Origin of the sequence: Roseateles sp. L2-2 (genome assembly GCF_050613215.1) — a bacterium.
GTDB classification, from domain to species: Bacteria; Pseudomonadota; Gammaproteobacteria; order Burkholderiales; family Burkholderiaceae_C; genus Roseateles; species Roseateles noduli.
This window is the reverse complement of the sequence record NZ_CP192509.1, coordinates 5989907-6008373: the sequence shown is the minus strand read 5'-3', so window position 1 is coordinate 6008373 and position 18467 is coordinate 5989907. Positions and strand designations below refer to the sequence as shown.

At 69.9% G+C, this 18467-nt stretch carries 16 protein-coding genes; 8 read left to right on the top strand and 8 right to left on the bottom strand.

Translation table 11 applies throughout. From position 1 onward, the window contains the following. The first annotated feature begins 12 nt into the window (after window positions 1-12). The 4 genes from ACQZ13_RS26775 to ACQZ13_RS26760 all read left to right on the top strand — a co-directional run bounded on the left by ACQZ13_RS26775 (window position 13) and on the right by ACQZ13_RS26760 (window position 3158). Window positions 13-648, top strand: a complete 636-nt coding sequence (locus ACQZ13_RS26775; protein WP_431048882.1) for an alpha/beta hydrolase — start codon at window positions 13-15, stop codon at window positions 646-648. Window positions 649-661: 13 nt separating this feature from the next. Further along, entirely contained in the window at window positions 662-1831 is a 1170-nt protein-coding gene (locus tag ACQZ13_RS26770) for a D-alanyl-D-alanine carboxypeptidase family protein (protein WP_431048881.1), read from the top strand. A gap of 130 nt (window positions 1832-1961) precedes the next feature. Further along, window positions 1962-2843, top strand: a complete 882-nt coding sequence (locus ACQZ13_RS26765) for a D-amino acid aminotransferase (RefSeq protein ID WP_431048880.1) — start codon at window positions 1962-1964, stop codon at window positions 2841-2843. A 24-nt stretch (window positions 2844-2867) separates the two neighbouring features. Continuing rightward, window positions 2868-3158: a DUF493 family protein gene (locus tag ACQZ13_RS26760; RefSeq protein ID WP_431048879.1), complete on the top strand. Its 291-nt coding sequence runs from the start codon at window positions 2868-2870 to the stop codon at window positions 3156-3158. Window positions 3159-3162: 4 nt separating this feature from the next. Here ACQZ13_RS26760 and ACQZ13_RS26755 read toward each other — a convergent pair whose 3' ends face one another. Continuing rightward, the gene (locus tag ACQZ13_RS26755) at window positions 3163-3831 is read right to left on the bottom strand and encodes a tetratricopeptide repeat protein (protein ID WP_431048878.1); all 669 of its coding nucleotides are present in this window, start codon (window positions 3829-3831) and stop codon (window positions 3163-3165) included. Window positions 3832-3893: 62 nt separating this feature from the next. Here ACQZ13_RS26755 and lipB point away from each other — a divergent pair, with 62 nt between their 5' ends. After that, a complete protein-coding gene (gene lipB, locus ACQZ13_RS26750; protein ID WP_431048877.1) occupies window positions 3894-4562 on the top strand; it encodes a lipoyl(octanoyl) transferase LipB in 669 nt (222 codons plus the stop codon). A gap of 32 nt (window positions 4563-4594) precedes the next feature. After that, window positions 4595-5605, top strand: coding sequence for a lipoyl synthase (gene lipA / locus ACQZ13_RS26745; RefSeq protein ID WP_431048876.1), 1011 nt, complete (start codon window positions 4595-4597; stop codon window positions 5603-5605). 99 nt (window positions 5606-5704) lie between these two features. Here lipA and ACQZ13_RS26740 read toward each other — a convergent pair whose 3' ends face one another. Further along, the gene (locus ACQZ13_RS26740; protein ID WP_431048875.1) at window positions 5705-6601 is read right to left on the bottom strand and encodes a LysR family transcriptional regulator; all 897 of its coding nucleotides are present in this window, start codon (window positions 6599-6601) and stop codon (window positions 5705-5707) included. Between the two features lie 200 nt (window positions 6602-6801). On the opposite strand from ACQZ13_RS26740, the gene tehA reads away from it, so the two are divergent. Then, window positions 6802-7797 (top strand): dicarboxylate transporter/tellurite-resistance protein TehA, encoded by a 996-nt coding sequence (gene tehA, locus ACQZ13_RS26735; RefSeq protein WP_431048874.1) that lies wholly within the window; start codon window positions 6802-6804, stop codon window positions 7795-7797. Window positions 7798-7810: 13 nt separating this feature from the next. Here tehA and ACQZ13_RS26730 read toward each other — a convergent pair whose 3' ends face one another. Together ACQZ13_RS26730 and ACQZ13_RS26725 are read right to left on the bottom strand one after the other, a co-directional pair. Continuing rightward, window positions 7811-9733: a M48 family metalloprotease gene (locus tag ACQZ13_RS26730; protein ID WP_431048873.1), complete on the bottom strand. Its 1923-nt coding sequence runs from the start codon at window positions 9731-9733 to the stop codon at window positions 7811-7813. Between the two features lie 102 nt (window positions 9734-9835). Next, entirely contained in the window at window positions 9836-10813 is a 978-nt protein-coding gene (locus tag ACQZ13_RS26725) for a LysR substrate-binding domain-containing protein (RefSeq protein ID WP_431048872.1), read from the bottom strand. Between the two features lie 133 nt (window positions 10814-10946). Here ACQZ13_RS26725 and ACQZ13_RS26720 point away from each other — a divergent pair, with 133 nt between their 5' ends. After that, the gene (locus ACQZ13_RS26720; RefSeq protein ID WP_431048871.1) at window positions 10947-11711 is read left to right on the top strand and encodes an SDR family NAD(P)-dependent oxidoreductase; all 765 of its coding nucleotides are present in this window, start codon (window positions 10947-10949) and stop codon (window positions 11709-11711) included. Between the two features lie 12 nt (window positions 11712-11723). Here ACQZ13_RS26720 and ACQZ13_RS26715 read toward each other — a convergent pair whose 3' ends face one another. The 4 genes from ACQZ13_RS26715 to ACQZ13_RS26700 all read right to left on the bottom strand — a co-directional run bounded on the left by ACQZ13_RS26715 (window position 11724) and on the right by ACQZ13_RS26700 (window position 18398). Further along, entirely contained in the window at window positions 11724-13517 is a 1794-nt protein-coding gene (locus ACQZ13_RS26715) for a glycoside hydrolase family 15 protein (protein ID WP_431048870.1), read from the bottom strand. Between the two features lie 130 nt (window positions 13518-13647). Then, window positions 13648-15198: a methyl-accepting chemotaxis protein gene (locus tag ACQZ13_RS26710; protein WP_431048869.1), complete on the bottom strand. Its 1551-nt coding sequence runs from the start codon at window positions 15196-15198 to the stop codon at window positions 13648-13650. Between the two features lie 258 nt (window positions 15199-15456). Continuing rightward, on the bottom strand, window positions 15457-17001 hold the full coding sequence (locus ACQZ13_RS26705; protein WP_431048868.1) for a methyl-accepting chemotaxis protein: 1545 nt from the start codon (window positions 16999-17001) through the stop codon (window positions 15457-15459). A 116-nt stretch (window positions 17002-17117) separates the two neighbouring features. Continuing rightward, window positions 17118-18398 carry a hypothetical protein gene (locus tag ACQZ13_RS26700; RefSeq protein ID WP_431048867.1) on the bottom strand — a complete coding sequence of 427 codons (1281 nt, stop codon included), beginning with the start codon at window positions 18396-18398 and terminating at the stop codon, window positions 17118-17120. Window positions 18399-18467 lie beyond the last annotated feature (69 nt).

Sequence of the window (18467 nt, the reverse complement as noted above, 5' to 3'; positions counted from 1 at the left end):
GAGCCCGCGCTCATGAATGCACAGACCCAGCGCCGGCAGATCGCCGGTCCGGCCGGCGAGATCGAATGCGCCGTCGACGAACCCGCGGTCGACGCGGGCCCGCTGCGCGGCGTGGTGGTGATCTGCCATCCGAATCCGACGCAGGGCGGCACGATGGACAACAAGGTGGTGCAGACGATCGCGCGCGCGTTCGTGCACCTGGGCTACCGCGCGGTGCGCTTCAACTTCCGCGGCATCGGCAAGTCGGCCGGCGCCTGGGATGAAGGCCGCGGCGAGGTCGACGACGCGCTGGCCGTGATCGCCGGGTTCCGCGATCCCGCGCAGCCGCTGGCGCTGGCGGGCTTCTCCTTCGGCGGCTTCGTCGCGTCGCAGGCCGCGCTCAAGCTCGAGCAGCCGGCCGAGCGCCTGCTGCTGGTCGGTCCGGCGACGAGCCGATTCGGCGTCGCCACGGTGCCGGCCGATACCGTCGTGATCCACGGCGAACAGGACGATGTGGTGCCCTTGAGCGCCGTCTTCGACTGGGCGCGCCCGCAGGCGCTGCCGGTCATCGTGGTGCCCGGCGTCGGGCACTTCTTCCATGGGCAGTTGCCGCTGCTCAAGACTCTGGTGCTGCGCGGCTGGCATGCCGCCGGCGAAGCGCGCACCTAAGGACTTCTCCCGAATGAAACGATTCCTCGCCTCCCTGGCCCTCGGCGTGGGCCTGTCCAGCTTCGTGATGACGACCGGCGCCTCGGCGCAGGCGCTGACGCCGCCCGAGATCGCGGCGCGCAACTTCGTCCTGCTGGACCTGACGACCAACCAGACGCTCGCCGAGCGCGACGCCGACACGCCGCAGGATCCCGCCTCGCTGACCAAGCTGATGACGGCCTACATCGTGTTCGACGCGCTCAAGGCCAAGCGCCTGACGCTGGAGCAGACGCTGACGGTGTCCAAGCGCGCCTGGGACGAGCGCAAGGGCGACCCGTCGCTGATGTTCATCGACACCACGATGACGCCCAAGGTCGACGAGCTGCTGCGCGGCATGATCATCCAGTCGGGCAACGACGCCTCGGTCGCGCTGGCCGAAGGCGTGGGCGGCACCGTCGAGCAGTTCGTCGCGATGATGAACAGGCAGGCCCAGGCCTGGGGCCTGAAGAACACCTCGTTCAAGAACGTCACCGGCATCACCGAGCCCGGCCACAAGACGAGCGCGCGCGACATCGCGGTCATCTTCTCGCACGTGATCCAGGACTATCCGCAGTACTACGCCGACTACTACTCCAAGCGCGAGTACACCTTCAACAAGATCCGCCAGTCCAACCGCAACATGCTGCTGGGCCGCGATCCGTCGGTGGACGGCGGCAAGACCGGCTACACCGATGCGGCCGGCTACTGCCTGGCGGCCAGCGCGCAGCGCGACGTGCCCAACGGCAAGCGCCGCCTGCTGAGCGTGGTGATGGGTACGGCCTCGAAGGAGGCCCGCGCGACCGAGAGCCAGAAGCTGCTGAACTGGGGCTACTCGGCCTTCGACGCGGTCCGCCTGTTCGAGAAGAACCAGCCGATCACCACCGTCAAGGTCTGGAAGGGCGCCGCGCCGGAAGCCAAGCTGGGCGCGGCCGACGCGGTCTTCGTCGCGGTGCCGCGCGGCGAGGGCGGCAAGCTCAAGACCGACATCCAGCGCACCGACCCGCTGGTCGCGCCGCTGGGCCTGAACCAGCGCGTGGGCACGCTGAAGGTGACGACCTCGGGCGGCGCGCCGGTGGCGGAAGTGCCGCTGGTCGTGCAGCAGGAGGTGCCGCTGGCCGGCATCTTCGGCCGCGCCTGGGACGCGATCCGGCTCTGGATCAAGTAAGCCCGTTCTCACGATCGGCAGGCCGCCCGACAGGCCGACCGGCCAAGGCCCCTCGCTTGCCGGGGTTGGCGGGTCGGGCCGGCGGCGTACAGTCGGTGGCTGCGGCGTGACCACACTGCGGGAGCCACCGATGACCATGCCTTGGGCCGATCTTCCCTGCTACCTGAACGGCCACCTCGGCCGCCTCGGCGACGCCCGGGTGCCGGTGATGGACCGGGGTTTCCTCTTCGGCGACGGCGTGTACGAGTCGATCCCCGTGTATGCCGGCCGGCTGTTCCGCGTCGACGATCACCTGGACCGGCTCGGCCGCAGCCTGAAGGCGCTGCGCATCGAGGATCCCTACGAACGCGAAGCCTGGCTGGACCTGTTCCACGGTCTGGTGGCGCATCTGCCGGACGTCGAGGACCAGGCGATCTACCTGCAGGTCACGCGCGGCGTCGCGGCGCGCGGCCATGCGATGCCCAAGGACCTGGAGCCGACGGTGCTCGCGTACACGCAGCCGCTGCACGGGCTGACGGCGGAGCAGCGTCATCAAGGCCTGAGCTGCGTGACGGCGCGTGATTTCCGCTGGCAGCGCGGCGACATCAAGAGCATCTCGCTGCTGGGCAACGTGCTGGCACGCCAGGCGGCCGCCGATCAGGGCGCCGACGAGACGGTGCTGATCCGCGACGGCTACGTGACCGAGGGCTCCAGCAGCAACGTGTGGATCGTCCGCGACGGTGCGCTGCTGACGCCGCCGCCGGGCGAGGCGCTGCTCGAAGGCATCCGCGTGCGGCTGCTCAAGGAGCTCTGCGAGGAACTCGGCATCGCCTTCAACCAGTGCCCGATCGCGGAGACCGAGCTGAGCACCGCCGACGAGATCCTGCTGACCTCCGCGAGCAAGGAAGTCGCGCCGGTCACCCGGCTCGACCACGAACAGGTCGGTCACGGCGCGCTGCGCGGCAAGCCGGGCCCGGTCTACGCCAGGCTCCACGAGGCCTATCAGCGGGCCAAGGTCTTGCAAAGCCGCTGACCGACTCCATTTGAATTTCCCATCATGACCAGCTTCAACAACGCCCCGATCCCGCCCGAGCAGTCGCTCATCGAATACCCGTCGCAGTTCCCCATCAAGGTGATGGGGGCGCAGGTGGAGGGCTTCGTCGAGGCCATCGTCAGCGTCGCGCGGCAGTTCGATCCGGCCTTCGACGCGGCGACGGTGGAGACCCGCCCGAGCTCGGGCGGCAAGTACCTGGGCGTGACGATCACCGTCACCGCGACCAGCCGCGAGCAGCTCGACGAGCTCTATCGCACGCTGACCACGCACCCGATGGTGAAGGTCGTCCTCTAAGCGCTCAGACGGAGCCGGCGTCGGCCGCAAGCGCCGCGTCGACCGCCTTGAGCTTGTACGGCGCGGCCTCGTCGCCGTTGCGCGCGGCAATGTCGTACCAGTAGCGCGCCAGGCGCAGGTCACGATCGACGCCCAGTCCCGACTCGTACATCGACGCGATCAGGTATTGCGCGCCGACGTCGCCGCCCTTGGCGGCTTCGCGGTACCACTGCGCCGCCTGCGGGAAATCCTTGCCGGCGCCGCGACCCAGGTAGAACGCCGTGGCCACGGCCACCTGCGCATCGACGCTCCCATGTTCCGCCGCCTTCAGGTACCAGGCCTGGGCCTGGACCAGGTCGCGCTTGCCGTCCTCGCCCTGCTCGTGGAACTGACCCAGGGCCAGCTCCGCGCGCACCAGGCCGCGACCGGCCGCGCGGACCAGCAACTGACGGGCGAGCTTGGGATCGGGCTTGGGCACTTCCGCGCGCAGATGCATCATCGCGAGGTTGTAGTCGCCGAGCGCGAGACCCCGCTGCGACAGCGCGCGGAACTGCTTTTCGGCGGCCGGGAGATCGCCGCGTTCGTACGTGGCGAGCGCCTGCTCCAGCGTCACGCCGGCGGCGAAGGCGGGGCTGCCCTGCAGCGCGAGGCAGCAGGCCGCGAGGGCGGCGAGGGCCGTGATGTGACGCGGCATGGCGCGGCTCCTGAATGTCCCGATGCCGACGATGCTAGGGCCATCGCGGCTAGCATGCCGGGATGCTGATCAAGACCCTGGGCCGCGTCGACTATGCGGCCACGCTGGACGCGATGCGCGCCTTCACCGAGACGCGCGGTCCGGACACCCCGGACGAGCTCTGGCTCTGCGAATTCGACCCCGTCTACACCCAAGGCCTGGCCGGCCAGGCCGACAACGTCCTGGACCCGCAAGGCATCCCCGTGGTCCAGACCAACCGCGGCGGGCAGGTGACGTATCACGGCCCCGGGCAGGTGGTCGCCTATCCGCTGGTGGACCTGAAGCGGCTGGGGATCTTCGTCAAGGAATACGTCTTCCGCCTGGAGACGGCCGTGATCCAGACGCTGGAAGGCGTCGGCGTGACGGGCCACCGGGTGGCCGGCGCGCCCGGCATCTACGTGCGGCTGGACGACCCCGGGGCGCATGCCGCCCTGACCGGGCCGGCCGATCCGGCGGATCCGTTCCGGGGGCTGGGCAAGGTGGCGGCGCTGGGCATCAAGATCAGCCGGCATTGCACGTATCACGGCGTCGCGCTGAATGTCGCGATGGACCTGAAGCCCTTCCTGGGCATCCATCCGTGCGGATACGCAGGGCTTCAGACGGTGGACCTCGGTACACTCGGGGTTTTCACGGACTGGGCCACGGTGGCCCAGCGGTTCGGAGCGCGGCTCGCCGCGCAGCTCCAACCCTGAGGCCCGGCACACGGCAACCGAGAGAACGCCTGATGGCAACCGAGAACGTCACCCACGAAGCCAAGAGCGCGTCCGACTACGACGCGACCGCCAAGCAGAAGGCGCAAGCCAAGACGGCGCGGATCCCGATCAAGATCATTCCGGCGGAACAGCTGAAGAAGCCGGACTGGATCCGGGTGAAGGCCGGATCGCCGTCGACGCGCTTCTACGAGATCAAGCAGATCCTGCGCGAGCACAAGCTGCACACGGTCTGCGAGGAGGCGTCCTGCCCCAACATCGGCGAGTGCTTCGGCAAGGGCACGGCGACCTTCATGATCATGGGCGACAAGTGCACGCGGCGCTGCCCGTTCTGCGACGTCGGTCACGGCCGTCCGGATCCGCTGGACGTGGACGAGCCGCTGAACCTGGCCAAGACGATCGCGGCGCTGAAGCTGAACTACGTGGTGATCACCAGCGTGGACCGGGACGACCTGCGCGACGGCGGTGCCGGCCACTTCGCCGAGTGCATCCGCAAGGTGCGCGAGCTGAGCCCGCGCACGCAGATCGAGGTGCTGGTGCCCGACTTCCGCGGCCGCATGGACCGCGCGCTGGACATCCTGAAGGCCGCGCCGCCGGACGTGATGAACCACAACCTGGAGACCGCGCCGCGCCTGTACAAGGAAGCGCGTCCGGGCTCGGACTACCAGTTCAGCCTGAACCTGCTGAAGCGTTTCAAGGAAGCGGTGCCCGGCGTGCCGACCAAGAGCGGCATCATGGTCGGCCTGGGCGAGACCGACGAGGAGATCCTCCAGGTCATGCGCGACATGCGTGAGCACCACATCGACATGCTCACGATCGGGCAATACCTGGCGCCGTCGGGTCACCACCTGCCGGTGCGCCGCTACGTGCACCCGGACACCTTCAAGATGTTCGAGGAAGAGGCCTACAAGATGGGCTTCACGCACGCGGCGGTCGGCGCGATGGTGCGTTCCAGCTACCACGCGGACCAGCAGGCGCATGCCGCGCTGGAGAAGGTGGAAGCGGAGAAGGCCTCGGCGGCTTGATCGCTGGATCGCAGGATCGCCTGATCGATCGACGACACACGGACGGCCCTTCGGGGCCGTTTTGCATGGCGCGTCGTCCAGGGCGCGCAGGACGCTGGGTCAGCGCCGCAGGTGTTCCACGGCGAGATCGATGAATGCGCGCACCTTCCGCGACGCGCGCAGCCCTTGGTGCTGAAGCGCCTGCACGGGCACCGGCGGCGGTGAGTGCTTCGCCAGCACCTCGACCAGCTCGCCTGAAGCGAGTTGGGCTTCGACCATGTACGACAGCACGCGCGTGATCCCGAGCCCGTCGCTCGCGGCGGCGATCGCGTGGTCGTTGCTGTTGGTGGAGAGTCTCGCCCGCACCGGCACGGCGACCGTCGCGGCATCAACGCCTGACCCCGCGCGGAACTTCCATTCCGCGCCCGGCTCCACGCCCAGCGCCGCGACCAGCGTGTGCTTCTCCAGGTCCTTGGGCGACTTCGGCGTGCCGTGCCGCTGGAGGTAGTCCGGCGAGGCGCACGCCACGCGCCGCACCGTCATCAGCGGCGTCGCGTGGAAGGACGCATCGGGCAGGTCGCCGATGCGGATGGCCACGTCCACGTCCTCGTTGAGCAGGTTGACGTTGCGGTCGAGGAAGCGGCATTCGACCTCGGTCTCGGGATACTGCCGCAGGTAGTCCAGCACCACCTCGTTCAGCCGCAGGCGCCCGAACATCACCGACGCGCTGACCACGAGCTTCCCCTTCACCGCGCCGTGCGAGCCGCTCGCCACCTGCTCGATGTCCTGCAGCTCGCCGAGCACCCGCCGGCAGTCCTGCGCGTAGCGCTCGCCGACCTCGGTGACCTTGACGACCCGCGTCGTGCGCACCAGCAGGCGCACGTTCATCGCGGCTTCGAGCTCGCTCACCGCGCGCGTCACGACGGGCGCGGACACGCCCAGCCGCCGCGCCGCCGCGGAGAAGCCGCCGTCCTGAACGACGGCCACGAAGATGGCCATGGCATCGAGCTTGTCCATGTGTGTTGTCCGATCGAGCGAATGTCATTTCCAGGCTGGCCGATTCTCGCTGCGGTCCGCCGCCCGCAGATCGCACACGGTGTCGGTTCCGCGCCGCCTTTGGAGGGAGCTTCCAACAACCACCGATTGATCGCCCGGGGGGCGACTCCTACAGTCCGCTCGTCCGACCGCTCCCCCGGTCGGCGCGCAGGAGCACCTCGATGAATGCATCCCGTTGGGCGGTCCCCGCCTCCTACTTCAGCATGGTGCTGGGCCTGACCGGCCTGGGCAACGGCTGGCGCGTGGCGGCGCGCCTGTGGGGCTTCCCCGCCTGGATCGGCGAGGCCGTCATGGCGGTCGCCGTGACCGTGTGGGCGGTGCTGCTGCTGCGCTTCGCGATCAAGTGGATCGCCGTCCGCGACGCGGCCAAGGCTGAAGCCGCGCATCCGATCCTGTGCTGCTTCATCGCGCTGGTGCCGGTGGCGACGATGCTCGCGGGCATCGGCGTGCTGCCGCATGCGCACGGCGTGGGGACGGCGATCATCCTCGCGGGCGCGACGGCGTCGCTGCTGTTCGGGCTGTGGCGCCACGGCGGCCAGTGGCGAGGCGGCCGGGACGAGAAGACCACCACCACCGTGCTGTACCTGCCCACCGTCGGCGCCAACCTGGTGTCGGCGATCGCGATCTCGGCGCTCGGGTGGCCGACCTGGGGTCAGCTGTTCTTCGGCGCCGGCGTGCTGGCCTGGATCGTCCAGGAATCCATCATCCTGGGCCGCTTCCTGACCGTCGAGCCGCTCCCGCTGGCGCTGCGCCCGACCGTCGGCATCCAGATGGCGCCGCCCGCCGTCTCGCTGCTGGCCTACGCGGCGGTCACCACCGGTCCGCCGGACATCGTCGCCCGCATGCTGCTGGGCTACGCGATCGTGCAGGCGCTGATGGTCCTGCGCCTGATGCCGTGGATCCGCCAGCCGTTCACGCTGTCGTACTGGGCCTTCACCTTCGGCGCGACCGCGATCTCCACCGGCACCATGCGCTTCGCCGAGCGCGGCGACGATCCGGTCTTCACGACGCTCGCGCCGGTGCTCTTCACGATGAGCAACGTCGTCATCATCGGCCTGTCGATCGCGTCGGTGCTGTGGGTGCTGCGTGCGAAACCGGCGCCTGCGCCGGCTGCAGCGGCAGTCGCCGCTCCGGTAGGCCCGGCGCCGACGCGCTGAGCGTCCGTCGCGCTCAGATCACGCGCTCGCCAGCGGCCCTGACACGCTTGCACAGCCCCGTGTAGGGCGCCTCGTCCGTGATCAGGTGGACCGTCGCCGGCCACGCCTGCGCGGCCAGCGTTTCGAGCGCCTCCTGGCGGCGGCTGCCGCGGCTCCAGCGCGTGAAGCGGATCACCACGACCAGCGCGACCGCGTCCGCATCCGCCGGGATCCGGCGGCGCGCGATCCAGGCCTCGACGATGTTCGGCGTCACGGCGGAGAGCTGGTGGCGCAGCGTCGTCAGCGCCTCCGCGGAGAAGCCGCTGGGCATCGCCTCGGCCTTCGCGTCGAGCTGGCCGACCTGCTTGTCGCGCGAGGTTTCCCATTCGGCACGCTGGCGCCAACGCTCCGCGTACTGCTCGGCGCGCGGATCCTTGCGCGGAACGAGGAACTCGTAGGCGCGCTCGCAAGCCGGACGGATCGCATCGCCGTCCAGGCTCATCGCCCGGTCGAGCAGCGCCAGCCCCGATTCGTCGTCCTTGTCGAGGCGCAGCAGGCCCTCCATGTACAGCGCCGTCGCGCGGTCGGGATGCGCCGCGTTGAAGGCGACGATCTGCGGGAGGTGGTCCTCGTCCGGGCGCAGCTGGACATCCAGGCGCAGCAGCTCGAAGGCCTCGTCGACGGTGCGCTCGGGCTGCGCCTGCAGCACGTTCGCGCGCTCGCGCAGCTCCGACCAGTGGCGATGCTGGTCGCGCCAGCCCGGCAGCACGTCGTTGCGCCATTGCTGCTGGATCTCGCGCCGCAGCGTCGATGCCGCGGCACCGAGCCAGACGGTCGCCGCCGAGTTCGATGCCGAGCCCGCGGCCGCAGGGTTCGCCTCACCCGCCGAGAGATCGGGCGGCGGCAGCGTCAACTGCGTGTCGGCAACGCCCAGCGCGCGCAGGCGCTGGCGCAGCGACGGGTGGGTATCGGCCACGCCGGGATCGCGGGCGAGCGCCGCGTCCAGGTCCTTGCTCGACAGCTCGGGCGCCTGCGGCTCGGTCGCGGTGCGCGCCCAGCGTTCGGCGAGGTCCTCGGGCGGGGAGTTCTCCGACCGCGCCGTCTTGAACAGGTCGGTCAGGAAGCGGTCGTAGCTGCCGCCGCTGATGTTCACGCGCTTGAGGGCCGAGGCGGCGGCGGCCGGGCCGACGAGCTCCGCGGCCGCGGCGTCCGCCTGGTACTCGTTGGCGCGCGCCAGCACGAAGGTGTAGGCGTTGAAGTAGGGCGCGTACCAGTCGACCGGCTTGCGCAGCAGGCGGCCGCTCCAGCCGCTCCAGTGCTCGGCGATGGCCTGGATCGTTCCCCACGACAGGCGCAGCCGGTAGATGAAGGCGCCGAAGCGGCCGTGCGAACCGGCGAGATGGCCGTATTCATGCGCGACGACGGCCATCGCCTCGTCGGGCGTGGCCGACTCCAGCAGCGGCAGGCCCAGCAGCAGGTAGTTGCGCGGGAAGCCGATGAGGCCGAACAGCGGCCGCTGCACGACGGCCGCGTTCATCTCGTTGATCAGCAGCACGTGGTGGAAGCGCGGACCGCGCATGCGACGGCGCATGTCGTCGAGCGCGGCGAACAGCGCGGGCGCCTGCTCCTGCGTGACCGGCAGGCCGGTCGGCGCCGGCAGCCGCACGAACAACGCGGAGAACGAGGCCTTCAGCAGGAACCACATCGGGAAGGCCAGCACGATCAGCAGCTTGCCGAGCTTGAGCAGCAGGATCAGCGCGCCGCCGCCGCTGGAGATCATCCACCAGGCCAGACCGGCCAGCACCAGCAGACCCGCGCCCGCGAAGGACAGCAGCACCGCCAGCAGCACGAAACCCGCCAGCGCCAGCAGCGCCACCTTCATCTTGTAGGCCTCGGGGGCCTGTTCGCTCTCCCGCTCCAGGCGGGCCACCATCTGCTCGAAGTCGGCAGTCTTCATCCTCGTTCCTCCCTCGCGCCCTCCGGCGCCGCTCGATTCCGGTCGTCGTTCATGCTTGGCGTCTGTCGCGCCGCGGCCGGATTGTGAAGGCGGAACAGCGGGTCAGCGATCCCCCGCGTTGAGGAGATTCCCGGAGGCCGGACGATCGTCGAAGGGCGCGAACACCTCCGCGACCCAGTCGACGAACAGGCGCAGCTTCGCACTCAGGTGACGCGAGGCCGGATAGACGACGTGCAACGGGTGACGCGGCCGGGTCCAGTCGGTCAGCACCGCGCGCAGCGCGCCGCTCTCCAGGTGCGGCGAGGCCGCGAAGCGGAAGGTCTGGCCCAGGCCGGCGCCGGACAGCAGCGCGCTCAGGTGCGCGGTGCTCTCGTTGACCGCCATCACGGTCTCGCCGGCGATCTGCAGGTGCTCGTCGCCGCGGTGGAACTCCAGCGGAAACGCGCGGCCCGTCAACGACGAGAAGTAGCCCGCGATCGCATGGCCCGGCACGCGGGTCCGGTCCTCGGGGCCGTGGGCGCGGGCGATCAATTCGGAGGGATGCTTCGGGACGCCGCGCGCCTTCAGGTAGACCGGACTCGCGCAGGTGACCCAGTCGAGGTCGGCGATGCGGCGCGCGACCAGCGTGGTGTCCGACAGTTCGCCGCCGCGGATCACGCAGTCGACGCCTTCGCCGATGAGGTCGACGGGTCGGTCGCTGACGCCCAGATCCACATGCAGCTCGGGATGCCGCGCGCGGAAATCGGGCAGGGCGGGAATCAGGATCATGTTCGCGAGCACCGAGCCGATGTCCACGCGCAACCGTCCCCGCGCCTGCGCGCGCGTCTGCGCGGCGAGCTCGTCCATCTCCGCGAGGTCCTCGATCAGTCGCCGTGCGCGCTCGTAGTACGCCGCGCCCTCGGGCGTCACGCTGACGCGCCGCGTCGTGCGCTGCAGCAGCCGCGTGCCGAGGTGACGCTCCAGGTCCTGCACCAGCTTTGTCACGGTGGGACGCGGGATGTTCATCGCGTCCGCGGCCTTCGAGAACGCGCCCGATTCGGCGATGCGCACGAAGACGCGCAAGGCAAGCAACTGGTCCATCGACGGTTCCCTCTCCTGAATCCTTGATTATTCAGCATTGGAAAAAAAGAAGTCGAGTTAGAAAGCTTTATTCGATCAGGACGAATTCTTAAGCTTCGCTCACCTCTTCACCACTTCCTGAACGGAGCGAATCATGAGCAAGCAACTTGAAGGCAAGGTCGCCGTCGTCACCGGCGGCACCACGGGCATCGGCCTGGCGGCCGCGAAGGCCTTCGCGTCGGAAGGCGCCGTCGTCTACATCACCGGCCGGCGCAAGCCCGAGCTGGACGCGGCTGTCGCCGCGATCGGCCCGAACGCGATCGGCGTGCAGGCGGACTCGACGAAGCTGGCCGACCTCGACCGGCTGTACGCCGAGGTCGGCGAGCGCCACGGCCGCCTGGACGTGCTCTACGCCAACGCCGGCGGCGGCACGATGGCCGCGCTCGGCGAGTTGACCGAGCAGCACGTCGACGAGACCTTCGAGCGCAACGTCAAGGGCGTGATCTTCACCGTGCAGAAGGCGCTGCCGCTGCTGGACAAGGCGGCCGCCGGCGCGTCGGTCATCCTCGCCGGATCGACGACGAGCTCGATGGGCACGGCCAACTTCAGCGTCTACAGCGCGACCAAGGCGGCGGTGCGCAACCTGGCGCGCAGCTGGATCCTGGACCTGAAGGGCCGCGCGATCCGCATCAACACGCTGTCCCCCGGCCCGATCCACACGCCGGGCCTGGTGGAACTGGCCGGCCCCGATCCGGCCAATCAGCAAGGCCTGCTGGACTACCTGACCTCGCAGCTGCCGATCGGCCGCATCGGCCAGCCGGAGGACATCGCGAAGGCGGCGGTCTACCTGGCGTCCGACGCCTCGTCCTTCGTCACCGGTATCGAACTGTTCGTCGACGGCGGGATGGTGCAGGCCTGAGGACCGCCGCCCTCAGATCTCCGATTCCCACGGCTTGGACAGCCGCATCGCGCCGTTGATGATCCCCACCATCGAGTAGGTCTGGGGGAAGTTGCCCCAGAGTTCGCCGGTGACGGGATGGGTGTCCTCGGACAGCAGGCCGAGGTGGTTGCGCGAGGCGAGCAGCGCCTCGAACAGCTCCCGGGCCTTCTCATAGCGGCCGATGCGCGCGAGCGCGTCGATGCGCCAGAACGCGCAGATGTTGAACGAGGTCTCGGGCTTGCCGAAGTCGTCGGGCGCCTCGTAGCGGCGCATGTAGGGGCCGTCGCAGAGCGAGGCCTCCAGCGCGTCGACGGTCTTGATGAAGCGCGGGTCCATCGGATCGATGAAGCCGACCTCGGTCATCAGCAGCACGCTGGCGTCGAGGTCCTTCCCGCCGAAGCTCTCGACGAAGGCCTGGCGCTGCTCGCTCCAGGCGTTGTCCAGGATCTTCTGCTTGATCAGCGTGGCGCGTTCCTCCCACAGCGCGGCGCGCTCCGGCAGCTTGAGTTCGCGCGCGATCTTGGCCAGGCGGTCGCAGGCGGCCCAGTTCATCAGCACCGACGAGGTGTGCACGCGCGCCCGCGTGCGCAGCTCCCACATGCTGGCGTCGGGCTTGTCGTGGATGGCGAAGGCCTGCTCGCCGGCGCGCTCCAGCAGCGCGAACTCGTCGATGCCGGCGCGCTGGTGCAGGCGGTGGTCGAAGAAGGACTGCGCCGAGCCGAGCACGATGTTGCCGTAGACGTCGTGCTGGAAATGCTCGTAGGCCTGGTTGCCCGCGCGCACCGGGCCCATGCCGCGGTAGCCGCGCAGGTGCGGGACCATGTACTCGGTGAGCTTGGCTTCCAGCCCGATGCCGTAGAGCGGCTGCACGTGGCCGTCTTTCGACTGGCCGATGATGTTGCGCATCCAGCGCAGGTAGTCCTCCATCGTGCCGGTTTCGGACAGGCTGTTGAGCGCGCGCACGACGAAGAAGGCGTCGCGCAGCCAGCAGTAGCGGTAGTCCCAGTTGCGCTGCGTGTGCGGCGCCTCGGGCACGCTGGTGGTCATCGCGGCGACGATGGCGCCGGTCTCCTCGAACAGGCACATCTTCAGCGTGATGGCGGCGCGGATCACCGCCTCCTGCCATTCGAGCGGGATGGCGAGCCGGCGCGTCCAGTCGCGCCAGTAGCTGATGGTTTTTTCTTCGAGCAGCCGCGCGGTGTCCTCGACGGCGCGGTCCAGCGTCTCGTCGGGGCCGAAGATGAAGCTCATCGGCATGTCGAGCGCGAAGGGCGTCTCTTCCTGCACGTAGGTGAGCGGCGCGTTGGTGGTCAGCCGGATGGTGCCTTCCGGGCTGACGAAGCGCAGGTGGTTGCTGCCGCGGGTGCGGGTCGGGTGGGCGGAGCCCCACTGGATCACGGGTCGCAGGATCACGCGGATGCGCGGATGGCCCTGGATGGGGCGCATGCGGCGCACCAGCATCATGGGGCGGTAGGGCCGGTCGTTGAGGAAGAAGCGCGGCATGAAGTCGGTGACTTCGATCGCGTTGCCGTGCGTGTCGTAGAGGCGGGTGCGCAGCACCGCGGTGCCGTGGTCGTAGGACTGCTCGCTGCGGGAAAAATCTTCCAGTTCGACCTGGAAGGTGCCGTCGGGACCGATGCCGTCCGGCGAGTCGATGAGCGCGTGGAAGACGGGGTCGCCGTCGAAGCGCGGGGCGCAGCACCAGACGACGCGGGCGCGGTCGTCGATCAATGCGCTGACGGCGCAGTTGCCGACGAGGCCGAGTTTCAGAGAGGCTGCATCCATCGTTCCTCCTTCTTCGTCGTTCTTGCGATGTTGCACGGACGGGAACCGGGCAGCGGGCAAGGAACGTTCCTGCGGAGGAGAAACCGCCCGGGCGCGGGCGGTGTGCGATGGCAACAGAGTGTGGGGCGGGTTATGCCGCCAGCCGGAACGTGCTCACCAGCGCCGTGAGCTGCTCGGCCTGCGAGCGCAGGCTGCCCGCCGCCGCGGCCGATTCCTCGACCAGCGCGGCGTTCTGCTGCGTCATCTCGTCCAGGCGCTGCACCGCGACGTTGACCTGCCCGATGCCGTCCTTCTGTTCGGCCGCCGCCGTCGCGATCTCGCCGACGATGTCGGCCACACGGCGCACGCCCTGGACGATCTCGCCCATGGCCAGGCCCGCGTTCTGCGCCAGCCGCGTGCCGGTGTCCACCCGCAGCACGCTCTCGCCGATCAGCGCCTTGATCTCCTTGGCCGCACCCGCCGAGCGCTGCGCCAGCGCGCGCACCTCGCCGGCCACCACCGCGAAGCCGCGACCCTGCTCGCCGGCGCGCGCGGCCTCGACCGCCGCGTTCAACGCCAGGATGTTGGTCTGGAACGCGATGCCGTCGATGACGCCGATGATGTCGTTGATGCGGCGCGAACTCGATTCGATCTGCTGCATCACCGCGACCACCTCGCCGACGACGTCGCCGCCCTTGGAGGCCGACACCCGCGTCGCGCTCACCAGGTCGTTGGCCTGCTGCGCGGAACTCGCCGTGTTGGCGACCGTGCCGGTCAGCTCTTCCATCGAGGAGGCCGTCTCCTGCAGGTTGGAAGCCGTGGCCTCCGTGCGCGCCGACAGGTCCTCGTTGCCGGTCGCGATCTCGCGCGTGGCGACGTTGATCGTCTCCGTGCCGTCCCGGACCTGACGCACCATGCGGCGCAGCGAATCCTGCATCACGCTCAGCTCGCGCAGCAGCACGCCGATCTCGTCGCTGCGGTCGACGACGATGTCCTGGCTCAGGTCGCCGCTGGCGATCGTCTGCGCCACCGTGCCGGCCCGCACCATCGGCGCCCGCACCGAGTGCGTGATGCGCCAGGCGATGAAGATGCCCAGAACCACCGCCAGCGCCGTGAGCGTCAGCATCAGCGTCGCCGCATGCGCGGCCTGCTCGCGCTGCTGCGCGGCGAAGGCGTCGGTGTCTTCCGAGATCAACGACACCAGCTTCTCGACCGAGGCCAGGTAGCTGGCCGCCGCCGGGATCAGCGTCTGATCGACCTGCCGCGCGCCGGCTTCCGGATCGGCCTTGATCGCGGCCATCACGCCCTTGCGGATGTCGACGTAGCGTTGCCGCTCCGCGGCAATCACCGGCAGCTGCGCCTTCTGCTCGGTGTCGTCGATGACCTTGTCGAGCTCGGCCTGCAGCTGGTTGATGCGCTCCGTGGTCTTCGTCATCTCGCCGGACAGGAAGCTGCTGAGCCCCTCATGCCCGCCGGACTTGGCCATCGCCAGCACGCGGTTGAGGTTGAGCTCGGTCGCGGCGCGCCAGTTCGTGGCCATCAGCCGGCGCTGCTCCAGCGTGTGCAGCTCGTCGCTGAGCCGCACCATCTCGCGCAGCTTGAACACGCCCACGCCGGTCATCAGCGCCGCCATCGCGAGTACCGCCGCGAACCCGACTTGCAACAAGGTCGTGATCTTCATCCGGCTCAGTGCCTGCAGCATGGCGTACTCCGATATCGATGGTGCAATCGATTATGGGAGTCGCCCACCCCAGCGACAACAGGCGGGAGAACCCGGGTCCCTCGTCCGAGGGGCCGATGGAATAAGGGAACCCGGGCGATCCGCGACCTATCTCACGACAGGTGCCGGGTCATGCGTGGCGCGGACACCAACACGACACAACCCGCTCCGCACGGCTTCATGCGGCTTCGCTCGGCTTGACGCGGCTTGACACGGCATGACGCAGCGCAACACGGCCCGTCACGCCAACCGGAACACCCGCACCAGTTCCGCGAGCTCCTTGGCCTGCTGCTGCAGGCTGTCGGCGGCTGCGCTGCTTTCCTCGACCAGCGCGGCGTTCTGCTGCGTCACCTGGTCCAGCTGCGTGACCGCATGGCCGATCTGCTGGATGCCGCGCGACTGCTCGCCGCTGGCGGAGGCGATCTCGCCGATGAGCACGCTGACCTGCCGCACCTGATCGACGATGCCCTGCATCGCCGCGCCGGCGTCGTCGGCGAGCCCGGAGCCCGACTGCACCTGCTCGACGCTGCGGCCGATCAGCGCCTTGATCTCGCGCGCGGCCTGCGCCGAACGTTGCGCCAGCGCCCGCACCTCCGAGGCGACGACCGCAAAGCCCTTGCCCTGCTCGCCGGCGCGCGCCGCCTCCACCGCCGCGTTCAGTGCGAGGATGTTGGTCTGGAACGCGATGCTGTCGATGACGCCGATGATGTCGGCGATCTGCTTGGACGAGGTGCTGATGTCCTGCATCGTTCGCACCACCTGCTGGACCACGCCGCCGCCCTGGCCCGCGGCCTCGGCGGCGCGCGTGGCCAGCGCGTCGGCCTGGCCGGCGGTCGAGGCGTTGTTCTGCACGGTGCTCGACAGCTCCTCCATCGACGCCGCCGTCTGCTGCAGGTTGCTGGCCTGTTCCTCGGTGCGCTGGCTCAGGTCCAGGCTGCCGGTGGCGATCTCGCTGGAGCCCGTCGCGATGCTCTCGCTGCTGTTGCGCACGCGGCTGACGATGTCGCGCAGCGAGCCGGCCATCGCGCCCAGCGCCGCGATCAGGCGCGCGGCCTCGTCCTGGCCGGGCGTGGCGTCGCGGCTGCGCAGGTCGCCCTGCGCGACCGCCTCGGCGAAGTGGACCGCCTCCTGCATCGGCGCGGTGATGGAGCGCGTCGTGAACACGCCCGCACCCAGCGCGATGACCACCGCCGCCAGCGCGGCGGCCAGGCTCCAGCCGCGCACCGACGCGGCGGTCGATTCGGCGCTGCGGAAGGACTCCGCGCCGACGCGCACCTGCAGCGCGAGCAGGGCGTCGATCGCGGACTTCGCCTGCGCGCCCAGCGTCACGATGCGATCGCCGTAGATCGTCTGCGCCTTGGCCACGTCGCCGGCCTTCACCGCATCGCGCGCCGCCAGCAGGCCCTGCCGCACGTAGTTGCCGCGGACCTCCGCAAAGGCGTCCGCCAACCGCTTTTCCTCATCGGTGAGGTAGGTGGACATGTAGTCCTTCCACAGCCCGGTGATGGTCGCGATGTTGGTCTGCAGTTGCGTGTCCAGCGTCGAGAGCTGGGCCGGGTCGCGGATCATCTCGGTGACCAGGATGCGGTTGCGCAGCATCAGGCTGTCGATGTCGCCGATCTGCTTGAGCGGAATCGTCCGGTCCTCATAGATCGTCTTGAGGTCCGAGAACACGCGGCCGCTGCCCTGGATGCCCAGCGCCGAGACCCCGAGGATCAGCAGCAGCATCAGCCCGAAGGCCAGCGAGAGGCGCTTGCCGGTGGTGAAACGACGCAGGAAGGTCATGGCGGTCTCCAACGGATCTTGTGAACGACGATGCCAGAGCCGATTGCACGATATGTGCCAGCGGCAGGGAAGCCCCGCACTCCGGTGACGACGATCCGCGTGCGCCGTGATGCGCGTCACGACCGGCCGTCGGGCCGCTCCGCGCCCTCCGCGCTGTTCGCGCTGTTCGCGCCGCCCGCGCCATCCGTTCCCGCCGGCGTCGTCCGGCTGCGCCCGGCGGGGGGCAACGCGGCGAAGGACACGCGCCGGCTCCTCTGCTGCGCGGCCTCCACCTCCACCGGCAGCACGCCCATGCGGTACAGCAGATCGACGTCGGGGAGCGGCAGGCCGGACTCCGCGAACATCCTCAGCGCGCGGTCGAATCCGTACCGGGAGTCCCAGTCCGCGCGCAGGCATTTCGCCGCGTGTCCTCGCGCCGCCTGCTGCTTGTCGATGGCTCGAGGCTTCGCATAGAACGCGTCCGGCCACGCCCAGCGCTGCAGGCGTGCCAAGGTGACCAGCGCCTTCGGCGGGCGGGACGGGCGGAAACTGCCGCGTACCGGACAGGCCACGTCCCATTGATCGATGAACAGACGCGTGATCCGTCCCAGGTCGCCATGGTCCAGCCGCGCCGCGCGGCCGTCGGCGGCCAGGCGACGCAGCAGGTCCTGCGCGGCGATCGCGGCCGGCGCGCTCAGCAGCTCCCGCGGCACCATGCACAGCGCCGCGCGCAGCGTGCGTTGCTCGTCGGCGTCCGGCGCGGCCGCGGGCTTCTTTCCGGCGGGGAGCCGCGCCCGCAGGGCGTCCAAGGTCGGGTTGAGCCGTCGCTGCATCTCGCGGAAGGCGGCCGTCTGCGGCAGCTCCAGTTGACAGTCGTCGTCGCACAGGGCCCTGCGCAGGCTCGCCACGACGGCGAGCCGCGCGTCGGGCGCGTGCTCGGGCGGTTCGGCCGGCACCACGGTGCTGGCACCCGGGGTCGTACGCAGCAGCACGGGCACGTCCCCGGCGTTGCGCAGCGGCGGATGAGGCGACGTGGTCTCGAACAGCCGCAGCGCGGTGTCCGGCGGAATGTGGATCGGCTCGCCCCGCGGGTCGATGCCGGCCGCGCTGAGACATTCCGTTCCGGGCATTTCCCGCAGGAAGCGGTTGACCGTGGCCGCGGCGCAGCCCTCGGGCAGGGCGACCATCGGCGGGTCGCGAGGCGCAGGGGGATGAGGATGGGCCGGCTGCATCAGCCCGCGCAGGAAACCGTCCGGCAACTCGTCGACCATCGCCGCGCCCAGGTCGCGCAGGTCCGCGACCATGGTGCCGGCGCCGGTGAGGCGCTGGCGCAGCGGATCGAGGACCGTGCGGTCGCCGCCGCGGGCGACGGTGGACAAGGTCCTCGCGAGGGTGAAGAGGGGGAGCGGTGGCGGCATGCGGCGGACCTCGACGACGGTCCGCCTGAGTGCCGCGACGGCGCACGCGCGGCGCGCCCGGCGCGCGCT